Here is a 15,588-nt window from a genome sequence, read left to right as displayed (position 1 = left end):
AGCCGGAAATAGCGGTAATGACACCATTCTGCCGGTCCTGTCGGGCTTTCCATCGGTCGGAACCCCATCTGCACCGGCTGATCGACAGAGGATGGTGGCACTGTGCTCGCCTTGTCGTTAGGGCTGCCGCCAACTTTTGAATCAAAGGGCGGAGGAAGCAGCATGACCCATATTCGAACCGTGGGCGTAATCGGCGCCGGGCAGATGGGCGCGGGCATCGCGCAGGTGGCGGCGCAGGCGGGCTATGAGGTTATCCTGTCCGACGTCGATCTGGGGCGTGCGCAGAAGGGCCGCGACGGCATCATCCGGCAACTGGCGAAGACGGTCGAGAAGGGCAAGCTGTCCCAGGGGGACGCCGATGCCGCCATTGCCCGCATCCAGCCCGTGGGCGAGGTCGCGCCGCTCGCCGGCGCGCAACTGGTGATCGAGGCTGCGACCGAGCGGGAAGATATCAAGCGGACGATCTTCGCCAATGTTGGCGCGCTGCTCGCCGCCGATGCGATCCTTGCCTCCAACACCTCCTCCATCCCGATCACTCGGCTGGCGCAGGCGGCGCCCGACGCGAGCCGCTTCGTCGGCGTCCACTTCTTCAACCCGGTGCCGTTGATGGCGCTGGTCGAGGTTATCCGCGGCCTTGCTACCAGCGCGGAGACGGTGAGCGCCGTCGAAGCCTTCGCGGCCAGCCTCGGCAAGCAGGTCGTCCATGCGTTCGACGCGCCCGGCTTCGTCGTCAACCGCATCCTGCTGCCGATGCTCAATGAGGCGGTCTTCGCGCTGGGTGAGGGCGTGGGCACCGTGGCGGACATCGACAAGGGCGTGATGCTCGGCCTCAACCACCCGATGGGTCCGCTGACGCTGGCGGATTTCATCGGCCTGGATACCTGCCTGGAGATCTGCAAGGTGCTGCAGGACACGACCGGCGACCCGAAATACCGCCCGGCGCCGCTGCTGGTCAAATATGTCGAGGCCGGCTGGCTTGGCCGCAAGACCCGCAAGGGCTTCTATGACTATTCCGGCGTGGAGCCCGTGCCGACGCGGTGATCATGGACTTCGTGCTCCTGCAAAAGCAGGGGCATGGCGTTTCCGATCACCCCTCCCTCAACCCGTGCTTCTTCATGCAATGGCGAAGCTGGTCATAGGTCAGGCCCAATCCCTTCGCAGTCGCGCGCTGGTTGAAGCGATGCCGCGCTAGCGCCGAACGCACGATCGCGGCTTCATGCGCGTCAACGGCTGCCTTCAAATCAGTGATCTCCTCCCAAGCCGTCATTGCCCGGGCGGCCGGCACGGCTTGGGCCGGCGCAGGGGTTGGCGACTTTGGCTTCCACGGTGAGGCGAAGGGATCGAACTGGACCGCCGCCACCGGCCGATCGGGGTCGTTCCAGCGATAAATGGCGCGCTCCACCACATTGCGCAGTTCGCGCACATTACCCGGCCAGTCATGTGCTTCCAGTTCGGCCAGGCAGTCGGGAGAAAAGCCCGGCCATTGCGGCCAGTTCAGCTCCGCCGCCATGCGCCGTCCGAAATGATCCGCCAGTACCGCAACGTCCCCTTCCCGCGCACGGAGCGGGGGCAAGGTGATCACCTCGAAACTCAGTCGGTCGAGCAGGTCGGGGCGGAAGCGCCCCGCCTCGGCTGCGGCGGGCAGGTCCTCGTTGGTCGCCGCAACGATCCGCACATCGACCGAGATTGGCCGCGATGCGCCGATCCGCGTCACTTCGCCATATTCGATCACCCGCAGCAGCCGCTCCTGTGCGGCCATCGACAACGTACCCAACTCGTCGAGGAACAGCGTGCCCCCGTCCGCCTCCTCGAATCGTCCAGCCCGCGACCGTGCGGCGCCGGTGAAGGCCCCTTGCTCATGACCGAACAGCTCCGCCTCGATCAGCGTCTCGGGCAGCGCCGCGCAGTTCATGATGATGAGCGGCCCGTCCCAGCGCGGCGATAGCCGGTGCAGCCGCTCGGCGATCAGTTCCTTGCCCGTGCCGCGCTCGCCGATGACCAGTATCGGGCGGTTGAGTTCGGCAGCGCGTCCCGCCTGCTCCACCGCATCCAGGAAGGCCAGGGACTGCCCGACAAACTGTGTGTTCTTCTTCATTGCCAATATATGGTGAAATTCACCATTGTTAGGCAATAGTTTTCCTCGGCGCCTCGCGGCCTCCGACGAAAACCGCGCAATTCTGCCATCTGTCCGGTTTGGCACGGCTCCTGCAGATCTCCGGTCAAGCGCGACAGTCCCCGCGCATCAGGAGTGAAAGTCCAATGGGTATCTTTTCCCGCACCCGCGACATTATCGCCGCCAACGTTACCGATCTGCTCGACCGGGCGGAAGATCCGGCCAAGATGATCCGCATGATCATCCTCGAAATGGAGGAAACGTTGGTAGAGGTGCGCGCGTCCGCCGCCCGCACCATCGCCGACCAGAAAGAGATTAGCCGGCATATCTCACGGCTTGAGGGCTTGCAGCTCAGCTGGACGGAAAAGGCGCAACTGGCGCTCAGCAAGGATCGCGAGGATCTGGCCAAGGCCGCCCTTGTCGAGAAGCAGAAGGCCGCCGACATGGCGCAGCAGCTGTCGCAGGAGATTGAAGGCCTGGATGAATCGCTCCGCGCGTCGGAGGAGGACATTGCCAAACTCCAGGCCAAGCTGCGCGAGGCCCGCACCCGTCAGAATGGCCTGGTCACTCGGATGGAGAGCGCCCAGAACCGTCTGCGCCTGCGCGAAGCCTATGCCGGCGAGAAGGTGAACGAGGCCTTCGCCCGGTTCGACATTCTGGAGCGCCGCGTCGATCTGGCAGAGGGCCGTGCCGATGCGGCTGGCCTGGGGCAGAATGTGAAGTCGCTGGAGGAGGAGATCGCCGACCTCAAGGCATCCGACAGGGTCGATGCAGAGCTCGCGGCGCTTAAGGCCAGCATGAACAGGGAAGGCTGATCCATGGAGGATATATTCCTGCCCATCATGATCTGCGGCATGCTGTTCATCGGCATGCCCTGGCTGATCTTCCACTATGTCACCAAGTGGAAGCAGGCGCCCAAGATCACCGACGAGGATGAGCGGCTGCTGGACGAGCTTCACCTGCTCGCCCGACGGCTGGAGGAGCGGTTGCAGACGGTCGAGCGGATCATCGCTGCCGACAATCCCGAATTCCGTCCGTCGCGGCCCCTGCACGACGATGACTATGATTTCAGCCGCCAAAATCTCGATCGGAGGAACTGACATGGCTGCGCGCCGCACCAAATATTATCTGGACAAGCAGAATGGCAAATGGATGGGCGTGTGCGCCGGCATTGCCGACTATAGCGGGATCGATGTGGTCTGGGTCAGGGTCGCCGCAGTGCTGGTGACGCTGATGGGGGCTTTCCCCTGGACGCTGATCGCCTATTTCGCCGCCGCCTATTTCGCCGAAAGCAAGCCGCTCGGCCTCTATGCCGATCGTGATGACGAGAAATTCTGGCAAGGCGTGCGGACCAACCCGGCCCGCTCCACGCGTGACGTGCGCTCCAAATTCCGCGACATCGACCGCAGGCTGGCTGACATCGAAACCTTCTATACCAGCCGCAACACACGCCTGGCCGACGAGATCGACAGGCTTCGCTGACCGGCGCGGATCGAGCGCGAGCCTCTTTGGAGGGATAGTGAATGCAGGACCTGGCTTACACTCTCATCGTCGCGACCGCTGCTCTGTCGGCGCTGCTCATCGTCGCAACGGCGGCCCTGCGCGGCTGGAACGGGTGGCTCGGCTTCAAACATGCCGAACTCGGCAGACCCGGCGAGGGCGGCCAGCCTTCCGCGGTGGCACGGATCGAAGTGGCTGATCTCAGGGAACGCGTCCGCAAGCTTGAGGCCATTGCCGCCGGAGTCGATCTTTGACGGCAGCGGGGGAAAAGGCGGCTTCCGCCGGCCGCTTTTCCCCCTATATGGCGGCTATGACCGACACGCCCAAGCTTGCCGACCTGATCGAGGAATATGAATTTCTGGACGCCGACGACCGGTATCGGCTGCTGATCGACCTCGGCCGGGCGCTGGAGCCGATGCCTGACGCGCTCAAGACTGACGCTACGCTGGTGCGCGGCTGTTCCGCTGCCGTGTGGGTCTATCCCACCGCGCTCGACGATGGGCGCCTCCATTTTCTGGCGGACAGCAATGCCGCCATCACGAAGGGAATCATCGCCCTCGTCCTGCTGACGGTACAGGATCAGGCGCCTGCCGTCATCGGCGCCACCGATATCGAGGCCGCGCTTGCCCCTTTCGACCTGCGCAATCAGCTCAGTTCCAACCGCACCCAGGGCATCCCCAACATGATCGCCCTCATCCGGCAGACTGCCGCGCGCTACAGCTAAGGTGCGGTCACTCCTGGAGTGATACGCCCGGGCTCCGGGGATCGGCGGCACCGATCCAGTGCCCGTCCGGCAGGCGCTCGGCCGCATTGGCCTTCAGCCCCATGGGCGCCACGCTGACCTTGTGCCCCAGGTTTTCCAGCGGCGCCTTCATCGCCTCCAATGACGTGCCCTTTTCGAGCACGATCCCGTCGGCGTTGAAGAATTCCAGCCCCAGCGCGATCGAGTCCTGCGCGGACAGCCCCCAGTCGAAATGCGCGATCAGCGCCTTGGCGACCTGCATGATGATGGTCTTGCCGCCTGCCGCGCCGACCGTGAACACGGGCGTCCCGGCAGAATCATAGACGATCGTCGGCGACATGGAGGACAAGGGGCGCTTGCCTGCCTCCACCCGGTTGGCGACCGGCGCGCCGTTCTTCTCGGGCGTGAAGCTGAAGTCGGTAAGTTGATTGTTCAGGATGACGCCATTGGCGATCAGCTGGCTGCCGAAGAAGCTCTCGATCGTGGAGGTCCATGCGGCGATGTCGCCATTGCGATCCACGGCGACGAAATGGCTGGTGCCGGATTCGGGCTGGGGCAGCGCCGACGTGCGGACCTGCGCGCCCGGCGGCGAGCCTGGGCGATAATCGTTCAGTGCCTTGCCCATCGAAATCAGCGCGGACCGCTGTTTAAGGTAAGCAGGATCGATCAGCCCCGCGATCGGCACCTGTACGAATTCGGGATCGCCCAGATAAGTGTCGCGGTCGGCATAGGCGAGCTGCATGGCCTCGCCGATCACGTGCCAGGACCGGGGATCGTCCTTGCCCCATTTCGCGAGGGGAAAATGTTCCACCATCCCCAGCACCTGCAACACGGTGATGCCGCCGGCCGAAGCTGGCCCCATGCCGCATATGGTAAAGCTGCGATAGGGGCCGCAGACCGGCTTGCGCGGCTTGGCCTGATAGGCGGCCAGATCCGCTTCCGTCATCGGCACAGGATTTTTCGGCGCTTGGGTCACCGTCTGCGCGATGAGCTTTGCATTGTCGCCAAGATAGAAGGCGTCGGGCCCTTCGGCTGCGATACGTTTGAACAAGGCGGCGAGCGGCGGATTTTTGAGCATGGTGCCCATCGCTGCGGGCGCGCCGTTCACCCAGAAATATGTCTGGATCTCCGGAAAATCGGCCCAGATCGGCGCCACCGCCTTCATCGCCGTGTCCAGCCGCTGGCGTACCTCAAACCCTTCTTCCGCCAGACGAATGGCGGGCTGGAACAGCGCCGCCCAAGGCAGCTTGCCCCATTTGCGATGCGCGTGCCAGGCGAGCCGCACATTGCCCGGCACGCCGACCGAATAGCCGCCAGGCCAGGCATCGCGAAAGGAAAGCGGCTCGCCGTCCTCGCCCATAAAGCGGTCCGGACGCGCCGCCGCCGGCGCCGTCTCGCGGCCGTCGATCGATTCAAGCACGCCGGTGCGTCCATCATGGTGCATCAGGAAGCCGCCCCCGCCGATGCCGCTATTGTGCGGCTCCACCACGTTCAGCGCCAGCATCATCGCGATGGCTGCATCCGTGGCGCTGCCGCCCTGGCGCAATATCTCCCGCCCGGCCTCTGCCGCGCGCGGATCGGCGGCGGATACGGTGGCGCTGACCGACACCGGCTCCCTCGCGGCCAGAGGGGCGGGCAGCAAACTCAGGAATGTGAGCGGAACCAAGAGGCGAAGGAGGTGCGAAGTCATGGGCGTCACCCTAGAGCCGGACCGATATTCCGCAATGGCTGGCGGCACTTATCCGTTCTTGCGGCGCGATCAGGCGTCCGCGCCCACCACATCACCGATCCGGGCGACCCCATCGCGCCGCATCAGCGCCTTCAGCCCCGCATTGATCCGCTTGGGCAGATAGGGCCCTTCATAGACGAGGGCGCTGTAAAGCTGGACCAGGCTCGCCCCGGCGCGGATGCGGGCATAGGCCTGTTCTGCACTGGCGATGCCGCCCACGCCGATCAAGGGCAGCCGCGCGCCCAGCAGCCGGCGGAAATCGCGCAGTTTCTGCAATGACAGATCGGTGAGCGGCGCACCCGACAGTCCGCCCGTCTCTCCGCCATGCACCGAGCGCAGCGCCGGACGCGAAATGGTGGTGTTGGACACGATCAACGCGTCGATGCGGTGGTCCAGACAGGCAGCGGCGATGTCTTCCACATCCGCAGGCTCCAGGTCCGGGGCGACCTTCAGGAAAATCGGAGTGCGGCCGGTGCCGCGCGCGGCCATCACCGCGCCCAGCAGTTCGTCGAGTGCCGCCCGGTCCTGCAAGGCGCGCAGGCCCGGCGTGTTGGGGGACGAGATGTTGACCGTCAGATAATCCGCCAACGGCGCCATGCAGGTGACGCCCGTCGCATAATCGGCGATTCGGTCCACCGCATCCTTGTTCGCGCCGATATTGATGCCGATGACGGCGCCATTGGGCCGCCGCCGCTTGGCGACTCGCTCCGCCGCAGCCGCCTGCCCGCCATTGTTGAAGCCCATGCGGTTGATGACGGCCCTGTCCTCGGCCAGACGGAACAGGCGCGGCTGCGGATTGCCCGGCTGGGGCAGGGGGGTGAGCGTTCCCAACTCCGCAAAACCGAAGCCCAGCCCGTGCATCTTGTGCGCAACCCGCCCTTCCTTGTCATAGCCGGCGGCGAGCCCGACAGGGTTCGGGAAGTGGATGCCGGCAACGGTCTGTTCCAGCATGGGATCGGGCTCAAGCGGCGCAGGAGTAGGCATCATCCGCAGCAGCGCGATCGAGAGATGATGTGCACGTTCGGCCTCGAACGCGAAGAAAAGGGGGCGGGCAAGACTGTAGAACATGGGCGGCCTATGCCAGCGCGAGACCGCGGCGTCGAGTCGCTGTTGCGCTGCGGCAACAGTGACCTTCCAATGTCCTAGGCCCCAGAAGAATCTTGGTTAATGGTGCCATAATGGTCCGTCAAATGTCTGATCCATCCAATAAACCGGACCCGATTCGGACTTAAGAGACTCTTGCGACCCGAAGGCTCTAGGCCACTTGGCTGACGAGACCTTTTACTGACCCGGCAGCTAAAACTGCCGGGTCATTTTTCAAGACTTGTCCCACTTCGGGAAAAATCCCTCCCTGTTTACCATGACGCTTGCGTCCGCGACGAGATGACGCATAGTGCCGGTGCGGGGTATAAGGACTATGATGTCGCATCGCGGCGAAGCGTCCGGGGGGACGGGGAACATCACGGCAAAGGATGGGTGGGCGCCGCTCTCCTATAGTGTCGACGCCGTGCAGGGTCCGGTGCAGTTGCGCTATTTCGCCTTGCCCGATCAACTGAACACCTATTTCGGCTCGCTCTACATCTTCTCCGCCGATGCCGATCATTATTCCGATGTGACGCGTGCGGACGTGCCGCAACTCCGCTTCATGCTGAAGGGCGGCGGCGCTTATCATTTCCATGATGGCAGGCAGGCGCCCACGCCGGAAATCTGTCTGCTTGGACCGACGCTGGGTGCGACTCGTTTCGAGTTGGAGGGACCCGCGAAGGTCGTCGGCATCTCCTTGCTGCCGGCGGGATGGCAGGCGCTGCAAGGCGGTGACGCCAGCGCGCTGACGGATCGGGTGACCGACATGGGCAGCGGACAGGATTATCGCGACCTGCTGGCCGCCCTGAAGAATGCGGAGGATGCAGAGGCGATCGCCGGCCTGTGCTGGTCCTTCCTGACGAGCAAGCTCGTGCCGCTGCCCGAATCGACATGGCGGCTGCTCGAAACCGTCGATGGGTGGCTGATGGAGGAAGGATCGCCGCGCATCGAAACGCTGGTGAGCAGGACGGGCTTGTCGCCGCGGCAGCTCGCGCGGCTCACCAACCGCTATTATGGCTGTCCGCCCAAACTGCTGGCGCGCAAATATCGCGCGCTTCGGTGCAGCGCCCGGATCGCGCTGGATCATGAAAGCTGGCAGGCGCTGTGCGAAGACGGGCGCTTCTACGACCAGTCTCATTTCATCCGGGAGATCAAGCATTTCATCGGGTTGACCCCGCACCAGCTTCAGTCGGAGCCAAGCGCCGTGGCGCAGCTTACCCTGCTGCGTCGGTCGCTGGGCGGCGACGTCGCGGTGATCAACCGCTACAGCTGAAGCGCAGCGACGCTAAAAACGGCTTGATTCCGGCGCCCCGTGCGACCACATGCGCAATCGGATTGATTCCGTCCGATTAAGAATGGTTCGCAAAGACGCCGGTTTATGAGGCTTTCGAGTTTCGCAGATTATGCCGTGGTGCTGATGTCAGCAGCCGCCCGTCATTGCGGGGGCACCAGGATGAATGCGACCACGCTCAGCGCGGAAACCGGCATCCCGCTGCCGACGGCGCAAAAGCTGGTGAGCCGCCTGTCGGCTGCCGGTCTGCTCGAATCGAGCCGCGGCACTGGCGGTGGCGTGCGCCTCAGCCGACCGCCCGCCACGATCACCTTGGCCGATGTGGTGGAGGCGGTGGAGGGCCCGATCGCGATGACGGCCTGCGCCGACCATGGCACGCATGATTGTTCGATGGAGCAGGATTGCCGCGTCCGCCCGCACATGAATGTCGCCAACAATGCGATTCGCTCGGCGCTGGCAGGCGTCACCATTGCCAGCCTGACGCGAGAGATTCCTCCCTCCCGGTTCGTTTCGAGTGAAGTCGAGAAACGAGGCGGAGCCGAGTTCAGCGGAGCTAAACAGATCGCCCTATGACCGAAGAAGCCACCACCGTCCGCAATCTCGAAGCGCATGAGGCCGCCGAGCGCGCCTCGACCTACGAGCATGGCTGGTCCTCCGCCATCGAACAGGACTTCGCGCCCAAGGGCCTGAACGAAGACACGGTCCGCTTCATCTCCGCCAAGAAGAAGGAGCCTGAATGGCTGCTGGAATGGCGGCTGAAGGCGTTCCGCCTGTGGCAGGCGATGGAGTCGCCCGACTGGGCCAAGCTCAACATCCCGCCGATCGACTATCAAGACGCCTATTATTATGCCGAGCCCAAGAAGAAGGCGGAACTGAACTCACTGGATGAGGTCGACCCGGAGATTTTGGCGACCTACCAGAAGCTCGGTATCCCCATCGCCGAGCAGGAAATGCTTGCCGGAGTGAAAGGCAGCCGCAAGGTCGCTGTAGACGCCGTGTTCGACAGCGTCTCGGTCGCCACCACGTTCCGCAAGGAGCTGGAGGAGGCCGGCGTCATCTTTCGCTCAATCAGTGAGGCGGTGCGCGAATATCCCGATCTGGTGAAGAAGTGGCTGGGCAAGGTCGTGCCGATGCACGACAATTATTTCGCGACGTTGAATTGCGCGGTCTTCTCCGACGGCACCTTCGTCTACATCCCCAAGGGCGTGCGATGCCCGATGGAGCTGTCCACCTATTTCCGCATCAATGCCGAAAACACGGGCCAGTTCGAACGCACGCTGATCGTGGCGGATGAGGGCTCCTATGTCTCCTATCTCGAAGGCTGCACCGCGCCGATGCGCGACGAGAACCAGCTGCACGCCGCCGTCGTGGAACTGGTCGCGCTGGATGATGCGGAGATCAAATATTCGACTGTCCAGAACTGGTATCCCGGCGACGAGCAGGGCAAGGGCGGCATCTATAATTTCGTGACCAAGCGGGCGCTTTGCCAGGGGCGCAACAGCAAGGTCAGCTGGACCCAGGTGGAAACCGGCTCCGCGATTACGTGGAAATATCCCAGCTGCGTGCTGAACGGCGAAAATAGCGTCGGCGAGTTTTACTCCGTCGCGCTCACCAACAATATGCAGCAGGCCGATACCGGCACCAAGATGATCCACAATGGCAAGGGCTCGCGCTCGACCATCGTGTCCAAGGGGATCAGCGCCGGCCGCTCGAACAACACTTATCGGGGCTTGGTGCGCGTCGCGCCGGGCGCGGAGGGCGTGCGCAACTTCACCCAATGCGACAGCCTGCTGCTGGGCGACCAGTGCGGCGCGCATACCGTGCCCTATATCGAGGTGCGAAACCCCTCTGCGCAGATCGAACATGAGGCGACGACCAGCAAGATCAGCGACGACCAGCTTTTCTATGCCCTGCAGCGGGGGCTGGATCAGGAAAGCGCCGTGTCCCTGATCGTCAACGGCTTCGTCAAGGAAGTGCTGCAACAGCTGCCGATGGAGTTCGCCGTCGAGGCGCAGAAGCTGCTGGGTATTTCGCTGGAGGGTTCGGTCGGTTGACCCTTCCCTCTTCCACCCCCGTCATGCCGGACTTGATCCGGCATCCCGCTTCTTCCTGCGCGACGGCCGTAGACAGCGAGGCCCCGGATCAAGCCTGTCCTGAGCCTGTCGAACGGCCCCGGGGTGACGAAGAATACCTAAGTTCAAAGGACTGAAAGTTGAGCGACGAAGACGATATCCAGGATGCCCTCGCCGATTTCGCGGAGGATGTCGGCAATGGTCAGGCATGGACCGCCGCGATCCGCATCCTAACCGAGGATTACGAGCTGGAAGATGGCGAGCTGGAAGCGCGTGCGCGCAAGGATTTCGGTGACCTCGACGCCTATCAGGCCGAATGTCGCGCCGCGCTGGAGAAGGGCGATCTCGCCTTCACCGAGAAGCTGAAGTCCGACAAGGCGTTCCATAAGGCAAAGGCGCCCAATCTCGCCCGCATGGGGCCGGTGACGGAGTTCGTGTCCGGCGTGCTGGAAAAGGGCCCGCCCGAGCCGGGCGCGGACTGGTGGCCCTATATGCCGATCAAGCGCCATATCGACACGCTCTTTCCCGCGCCGGGCGACGTGCGCGACATGGCCTTCTGGACCGCGCGGACGCTGCAGCGCGCGCATAAGGGTTGAACGATGCTGACGATTGAAAATCTGACCAACGAAATTGACGGCAAGGCGATCCTCAAAGGCCTGTCGCTCTCCATCAAGGCGGGCGAGATCCATGCCATCATGGGGCCGAACGGCGCGGGCAAGTCGACGCTGGCCTATACGCTGGGTGGTCGCCCCGGGTATCAGGTTACCGGTGGCCGTGCCTCTTTCGACGGTGTGAACTTGTTCGACTTGGAACCCCATGAGCGCGCCGCCGCAGGCCTGTTTCTCGGCTTCCAGTATCCGGTCGAAATTCCGGGCGTGTCCAATCTGCAATTTCTGCGCGAAAGCCTCAATTCTCAGCGCAAGGCGCGGGGCGAGGAACCGCTGTCGGGCGGCGAGTTCATCAAGCTCGCCAAGGAGAAGGCGGGCCTGCTAGGGCTCGACATGGAGATGCTGAAGCGCCCGGTGAATGTCGGCTTTTCGGGCGGCGAGAAGAAGCGCGCCGAAATGGTGCAGATGGGTATCCTCGACCCCAAGCTCGCGATCCTGGACGAAACCGACTCCGGCCTGGACATCGACGCGCTCAAGATCGTGGGTTCGGGCATCAATGCGATCATGCGCAAGCCCGACAAGGCGGTGCTGCTCATCACCCATTATCAGCGGCTGCTCGACTATGTGAAGCCGGACTATGTGCACGTGCTCGCGGCCGGCCGTATCGTGAAGTCGGGCGGTCCCGAACTGGCGCTGGAGCTGGAGCGTGAGGGCTATGCCGAGGTGGTGGCAGCGTGACCACGCTTACCCTTCCCACGCGCAGACAGGAAGAATGGCGCTACAGCGACCTTGACGCGCTGGCCGCCATCTGGCCGACGCCCGCGCCGACGCGCATCGACGTGGCGGCGGGCGAGAATGCGCGCCATCATCTGCTCCAGGATGCGGGCGAAGGCGCGGCGGCGGTACATGACTATGCGATCACCATCGCCGACGAAGCGCGGCTCGATTTTCACGTCCTCAACATAGGCGGCAAGTTCGGCCGCGTGACCTTCACCGTCACGCTGGGCAAGGGCGCGCATTTCGAACTCAACGGCGCTATCATCGGCGGTGGCGATCAGGTGCTGGAGATCATCACCAAAGTCACCCATGCGGAGCCCGACGCGACCAGCGGCCAGACGATCCGCTCGATTCTGGGGCAGCGCGCCACCGGCAGTTACCTCGGCTCCATCAATGTCGCGCGCAACGCCCAGCGCACCGATGCCTTCCAGTCGGTGAAGGCGATGCTGCTCGACCGCACCGCCACGGCGAACGCCAAGCCGGAATTGGAAATCTACGCCGACGACGTGAAATGCGCCCACGGCGCGACCGTGGGTGAACTCGACAAACAGGCGCTTTTCTACATGGCATCGCGTGGTATGGACCCGGCGACGGCCAAGACGCTGCTGCTCAAGGCTTTCGTCGCGGGCGTGTTCGACGATGTCGCCGACGAAGCGGTCAAGGACAGGCTTGAAGCCGCAGCGCTCGCCAAGCTGGAGGCGTTGGTATGACGAGCCTCGCCCAAGCGCTGCGGCTTAGGGACGACTTCCCCGGCGTCGGCAGCTGGCACTATCTCGACAGCGCCGCCACCGCGCAGAAGCCCCATGCGGTGATTGACGCCATCGCCCGCGCCTATGGGCCGGACTACGCCACCGTCCATCGCGGCGTCTATGAGCGTTCGGCCAACATGACGCTCGCCTATGAAGCGGCCCGCCGCAAGGTTGCCCAGTTCATCGGCGCGGCTTCGGACAGCGAGATCGTCTATGTCCGGGGCGCGACGGAGGCCATCAACCTCGTCGCGTACAGCTGGGGGGGCACGCAGCTTAAGCCCGGCGACCGCATCCTGCTCTCGATGCTGGAGCATCACAGCAACATCGTCCCCTGGCAGATCGTAGCCGAGAAAGTCGGCGCGCAGATCGACGTGGTGCCGTTGACGGCCGACGGCAGGATCGACCTCGACGCCATGGCCGCGATGATCACCCCGGCGCACAGGATGGTTGCGCTGGCCCATGTGTCGAACGTGCTGGGCAGCGTGCTCGACGTCCGCCGCGCCGCCGACATCGCGCACAGCGTTGGCGCGAAAATCCTGATCGACGGCTGTCAGGCCGTGCCGCGCCTCGCCGTCGATGTGCAGGCGCTGGATTGCGACTTCTACGTCTTTTCGGCGCATAAACTCTACGGCCCGACGGGGATCGGCGCGCTGTGGGGCCGCAAGGAACTGCTCGACGCCATGCCGCCCTATCAGGGTGGCGGGTCGATGATCGACAAGGTGACGTTCGAGAAGACGACCTACGCCCCCGCGCCGACCCGGTTCGAGGCGGGAACGCCGCATATCACCGGCGTCGTCGGTCTTTCGGCGGCGATCGACTATGTGCAGGCGATCGGCCTCGATGCCATCCATGCCCATGAATGCGCGCTGGTCGCCAAGGCGCGCACCGCGTTGGAAGGGCTGAACAGCGTCCGCGTTTTCGGGCCGGAGGACAGCGCGGGCATTCTCTCCTTCGAGGTGGAGGGGGTGCATCCGCATGATGTCGGCACCATATTGGACGAAACGGGCGTCGCGATCCGAGCCGGGCACCATTGCGCGCAGCCGCTGATGCGCCATCTGGGCGTCGAGGCGACCGCACGCGCAAGCTTCGGCATCTACAGCGACGAGAGCGATGTGGACGCGCTGGTCAAGGGCATTGAAAGAGTGAGGAAGATCTTCGGATGACCGAGGAACGAAAAATTTTGGTGGAAGAGGTGGAGACGGTCGACACCCCGACCAAGGCGCGGGTCGAAGAGGCTCCGCGCCAGCGCGATTATCTCGACGGCTTCCTTAGCGCGAAGCCGGCGGAAGTGCCGGCCAGCGAACCGGGCGGCAATCTCTACGACGCGATCATCGACGCGCTGAAGGAGATTTATGACCCGGAAATTCCCGTCAATATCTATGACCTTGGCCTCGTGTACGGCGTCGATGTAACGGAGGACGGCCATGCCGTCGTTACCATGACGCTGACCACGCCGCATTGCCCGGTCGCCGAATCGATGCCGGGCGAAGTCGAACTGCGGGTCGGCGCCGTGCCCGGTGTCGGCGACGCGCAGGTGAACCTCGTCTGGGACCCGCCATGGGACCCGCAGAAAATGTCGGACGAGGCCAAGCTCGAATTAGGGATGCTCTGATGACTCCTACTCCCAATGGCGAAACCAAGACCCGCGCCCGTCCCGCCGCCGTCATCCTGACGCCGAGCGCGCAGCAGCGTATCGCGGACCTGATGGCGCAGGCGCCCGAAGGCGCGATCGGCGTCAAGCTCTCGACGCCCCGCCGCGGCTGTTCGGGCCTTGCCTATTCGGTCGATTATGTGACGCAGGAAGCGAAGTTCGACGAGAAGATCGAAACGCCCGGTGGCACCTTCTATATCGATGGCGCTTCGGTGCTGTACCTGGTCGGCTCGACGATGGACTGGGTGGAGGACGATTTCACCGCGGGCTTCGTCTTCAACAATCCCAATGCCAAGGGCAGCTGCGGCTGCGGCGAGAGCTTCACGGTCTGAAGGATCTCCTCCGTTCCGTTCGAGCTTGTCGAGAACCCTGCGCTCCGTTCTCGACAAGCTCGAACCGAACGGAGATCATCAGATGCCCAATATGCTCATCCTCGGCATGGGGTACACCGCCTCTCGCCTCGCTTCCCGCCTGCGCGCAGAGGGTTGGCAGGTGACCGGCGTGCGCCGCGCCGCCGATGCCGAAGCGCTCGCCTTTGATGACGACAGCGGCGTCCGCGCCGCCATCACGCAGGCCAGTCACCTCCTCTCCTCGGTCCCGCCGGAGGGCGAGATCGATCCTGTCCTCACCCGCTATGGCACCGCCATTGCGAACGCTTCGCTGCTCTGGACCGGTTATCTCTCGTCCACGGGAGTCTATGGTGACGCGGCGGGTGCGTGGGTGGATGAAGGCAGCCCTATCCGCCTCGGCCGCCGCGCCGCGCGTGCGCAGGCGGATGCGGATTGGGGTGCGCTCCGGTCCGATGTCCGCCGCTTCCGCCTGCCCGGTATTTACGGCCCGGGGCGTTCGGCGCTTGATCGTGTGACGGAAGGCAGGGCACATCGCATCGACCTGCCCGATCAGGTGTTCAGCCGCGCGCACGTGGACGACATCGTGGCCGGCGTCGCTGCCTCGCTGCATCAGGGGCCTGCCGGCATCTACAATCTCTCGGACGACCTGCCCTGCGCACAGAACCGGTTGATCGAGGAAGCCTGCGCCCTTCTCGGCCGGCCCTTGCCGCCGCTGCTGACGCTGGAGGAAGCGCAGCTTTCGCCGATGGCGCGGTCCTTTTATGCTGAAAACCGCCGGGTGGCGAATGGCCGTGCCAAGCGCCTGCTCGGCTGGTCGCCGCGCTATCCGACCTATCGTGACGGGCTGCGCGCCTGCTTTGACTCCTCCCGCCGCGAAGCTCGCTCATCACTAACGCCTTCTTAACCATCCATCGTCCATCACG

19 protein-coding genes are annotated in these 15,588 nt (G+C 64.1%); 16 read left to right on the top strand and 3 right to left on the bottom strand.

The window, feature by feature from the left end; genetic code table 11:
* The first annotated feature begins 162 nt into the window (after positions 1–162).
* A complete protein-coding gene (locus tag L858_RS0112070) occupies positions 163–1,041 on the top strand; it encodes a 3-hydroxybutyryl-CoA dehydrogenase (protein ID WP_022683404.1) in 879 nt (292 codons plus the stop codon).
* 46 nt (positions 1,042–1,087) lie between these two features.
* On the opposite strand, the gene pspF is transcribed toward L858_RS0112070, so the two are convergent.
* Positions 1,088–2,095: a phage shock protein operon transcriptional activator gene (gene pspF / locus L858_RS0112065; RefSeq protein ID WP_022683403.1), complete on the bottom strand. Its 1,008-nt coding sequence runs from the start codon at positions 2,093–2,095 to the stop codon at positions 1,088–1,090.
* Positions 2,096–2,259: 164 nt separating this feature from the next.
* Between pspF and pspA the strand changes: the two genes are divergently transcribed.
* From pspA to L858_RS0112040, 5 genes are read left to right on the top strand one after another with little or no spacing between them, the layout of a single operon-like run.
* Positions 2,260–2,928 (top strand): phage shock protein PspA, encoded by a 669-nt coding sequence (gene pspA, locus L858_RS0112060; RefSeq protein ID WP_022683402.1) that lies wholly within the window; start codon positions 2,260–2,262, stop codon positions 2,926–2,928.
* Positions 2,929–2,931: 3 nt separating this feature from the next.
* The gene (pspB, locus tag L858_RS0112055; protein WP_022683401.1) at positions 2,932–3,213 is read left to right on the top strand and encodes an envelope stress response membrane protein PspB; all 282 of its coding nucleotides are present in this window, start codon (positions 2,932–2,934) and stop codon (positions 3,211–3,213) included.
* A 1-nt stretch (position 3,214) separates the two neighbouring features.
* Complete coding sequence (pspC, locus tag L858_RS0112050; RefSeq protein ID WP_022683400.1) at positions 3,215–3,595, top strand: envelope stress response membrane protein PspC; 381 nt, start codon at positions 3,215–3,217, stop codon at positions 3,593–3,595.
* Between the two features lie 41 nt (positions 3,596–3,636).
* Positions 3,637–3,867, top strand: coding sequence for a hypothetical protein (locus tag L858_RS0112045; RefSeq protein ID WP_022683399.1), 231 nt, complete (start codon positions 3,637–3,639; stop codon positions 3,865–3,867).
* Between the two features lie 47 nt (positions 3,868–3,914).
* Entirely contained in the window at positions 3,915–4,337 is a 423-nt protein-coding gene (locus L858_RS0112040) for a SufE family protein (RefSeq protein WP_022683398.1), read from the top strand.
* A 7-nt stretch (positions 4,338–4,344) separates the two neighbouring features.
* On the opposite strand, the gene ggt is transcribed toward L858_RS0112040, so the two are convergent.
* Together ggt and L858_RS0112030 are read right to left on the bottom strand one after the other, a co-directional pair.
* On the bottom strand, positions 4,345–6,045 hold the full coding sequence (gene ggt / locus L858_RS0112035) for a gamma-glutamyltransferase (protein WP_022683397.1): 1,701 nt from the start codon (positions 6,043–6,045) through the stop codon (positions 4,345–4,347).
* A gap of 69 nt (positions 6,046–6,114) precedes the next feature.
* The gene (locus L858_RS0112030) at positions 6,115–7,152 is read right to left on the bottom strand and encodes a quinone-dependent dihydroorotate dehydrogenase (RefSeq protein WP_022683396.1); all 1,038 of its coding nucleotides are present in this window, start codon (positions 7,150–7,152) and stop codon (positions 6,115–6,117) included.
* 349 nt (positions 7,153–7,501) lie between these two features.
* On the opposite strand from L858_RS0112030, the gene L858_RS0112025 reads away from it, so the two are divergent.
* The 10 genes from L858_RS0112025 to L858_RS19985 all read left to right on the top strand — a co-directional run bounded on the left by L858_RS0112025 (position 7,502) and on the right by L858_RS19985 (position 15,569).
* Positions 7,502–8,440 carry a helix-turn-helix domain-containing protein gene (locus L858_RS0112025; protein ID WP_022683395.1) on the top strand — a complete coding sequence of 313 codons (939 nt, stop codon included), beginning with the start codon at positions 7,502–7,504 and terminating at the stop codon, positions 8,438–8,440.
* A gap of 105 nt (positions 8,441–8,545) precedes the next feature.
* On the top strand, positions 8,546–9,031 hold the full coding sequence (locus L858_RS19990) for an RrF2 family transcriptional regulator (RefSeq protein ID WP_022683394.1): 486 nt from the start codon (positions 8,546–8,548) through the stop codon (positions 9,029–9,031).
* On the top strand, positions 9,028–10,512 hold the full coding sequence (sufB, locus tag L858_RS0112015) for a Fe-S cluster assembly protein SufB (protein WP_022683393.1): 1,485 nt from the start codon (positions 9,028–9,030) through the stop codon (positions 10,510–10,512). The genes L858_RS19990 and sufB overlap by 4 nt, the downstream gene beginning before the upstream one ends.
* Before the next feature lie 158 nt (positions 10,513–10,670).
* Complete coding sequence (locus tag L858_RS0112010) at positions 10,671–11,126, top strand: hypothetical protein (protein WP_022683392.1); 456 nt, start codon at positions 10,671–10,673, stop codon at positions 11,124–11,126.
* A 3-nt stretch (positions 11,127–11,129) separates the two neighbouring features.
* Positions 11,130–11,876: a Fe-S cluster assembly ATPase SufC gene (sufC, locus tag L858_RS0112005; RefSeq protein ID WP_022683391.1), complete on the top strand. Its 747-nt coding sequence runs from the start codon at positions 11,130–11,132 to the stop codon at positions 11,874–11,876.
* Entirely contained in the window at positions 11,873–12,625 is a 753-nt protein-coding gene (locus L858_RS0112000; RefSeq protein WP_022683390.1) for a SufD family Fe-S cluster assembly protein, read from the top strand. The genes sufC and L858_RS0112000 overlap by 4 nt, the downstream gene beginning before the upstream one ends.
* A complete protein-coding gene (locus tag L858_RS0111995) occupies positions 12,622–13,827 on the top strand; it encodes an aminotransferase class V-fold PLP-dependent enzyme (RefSeq protein ID WP_022683389.1) in 1,206 nt (401 codons plus the stop codon). The genes L858_RS0112000 and L858_RS0111995 overlap by 4 nt, the downstream gene beginning before the upstream one ends.
* Positions 13,824–14,276: an SUF system Fe-S cluster assembly protein gene (locus L858_RS0111990; RefSeq protein WP_022683388.1), complete on the top strand. Its 453-nt coding sequence runs from the start codon at positions 13,824–13,826 to the stop codon at positions 14,274–14,276. Before L858_RS0111995 ends, L858_RS0111990 begins: the two co-directional genes overlap by 4 nt.
* The gene (locus L858_RS0111985) at positions 14,276–14,647 is read left to right on the top strand and encodes a HesB/IscA family protein (protein WP_022683387.1); all 372 of its coding nucleotides are present in this window, start codon (positions 14,276–14,278) and stop codon (positions 14,645–14,647) included. The genes L858_RS0111990 and L858_RS0111985 overlap by 1 nt, the downstream gene beginning before the upstream one ends.
* 82 nt (positions 14,648–14,729) lie before the next feature.
* Positions 14,730–15,569, top strand: a complete 840-nt coding sequence (locus L858_RS19985) for a Rossmann-fold NAD(P)-binding domain-containing protein (RefSeq protein ID WP_051132627.1) — start codon at positions 14,730–14,732, stop codon at positions 15,567–15,569.
* Positions 15,570–15,588: the final 19 nt, after the last annotated feature.

Source organism: Sphingobium bisphenolivorans, assembly GCF_000412635.1.
Lineage (GTDB): Bacteria > Pseudomonadota > Alphaproteobacteria > Sphingomonadales > Sphingomonadaceae > Sphingobium > Sphingobium bisphenolivorans.
Note: the sequence above shows the minus strand (reverse complement) of the source record. Positions and strands in the feature narration are given on the sequence as shown.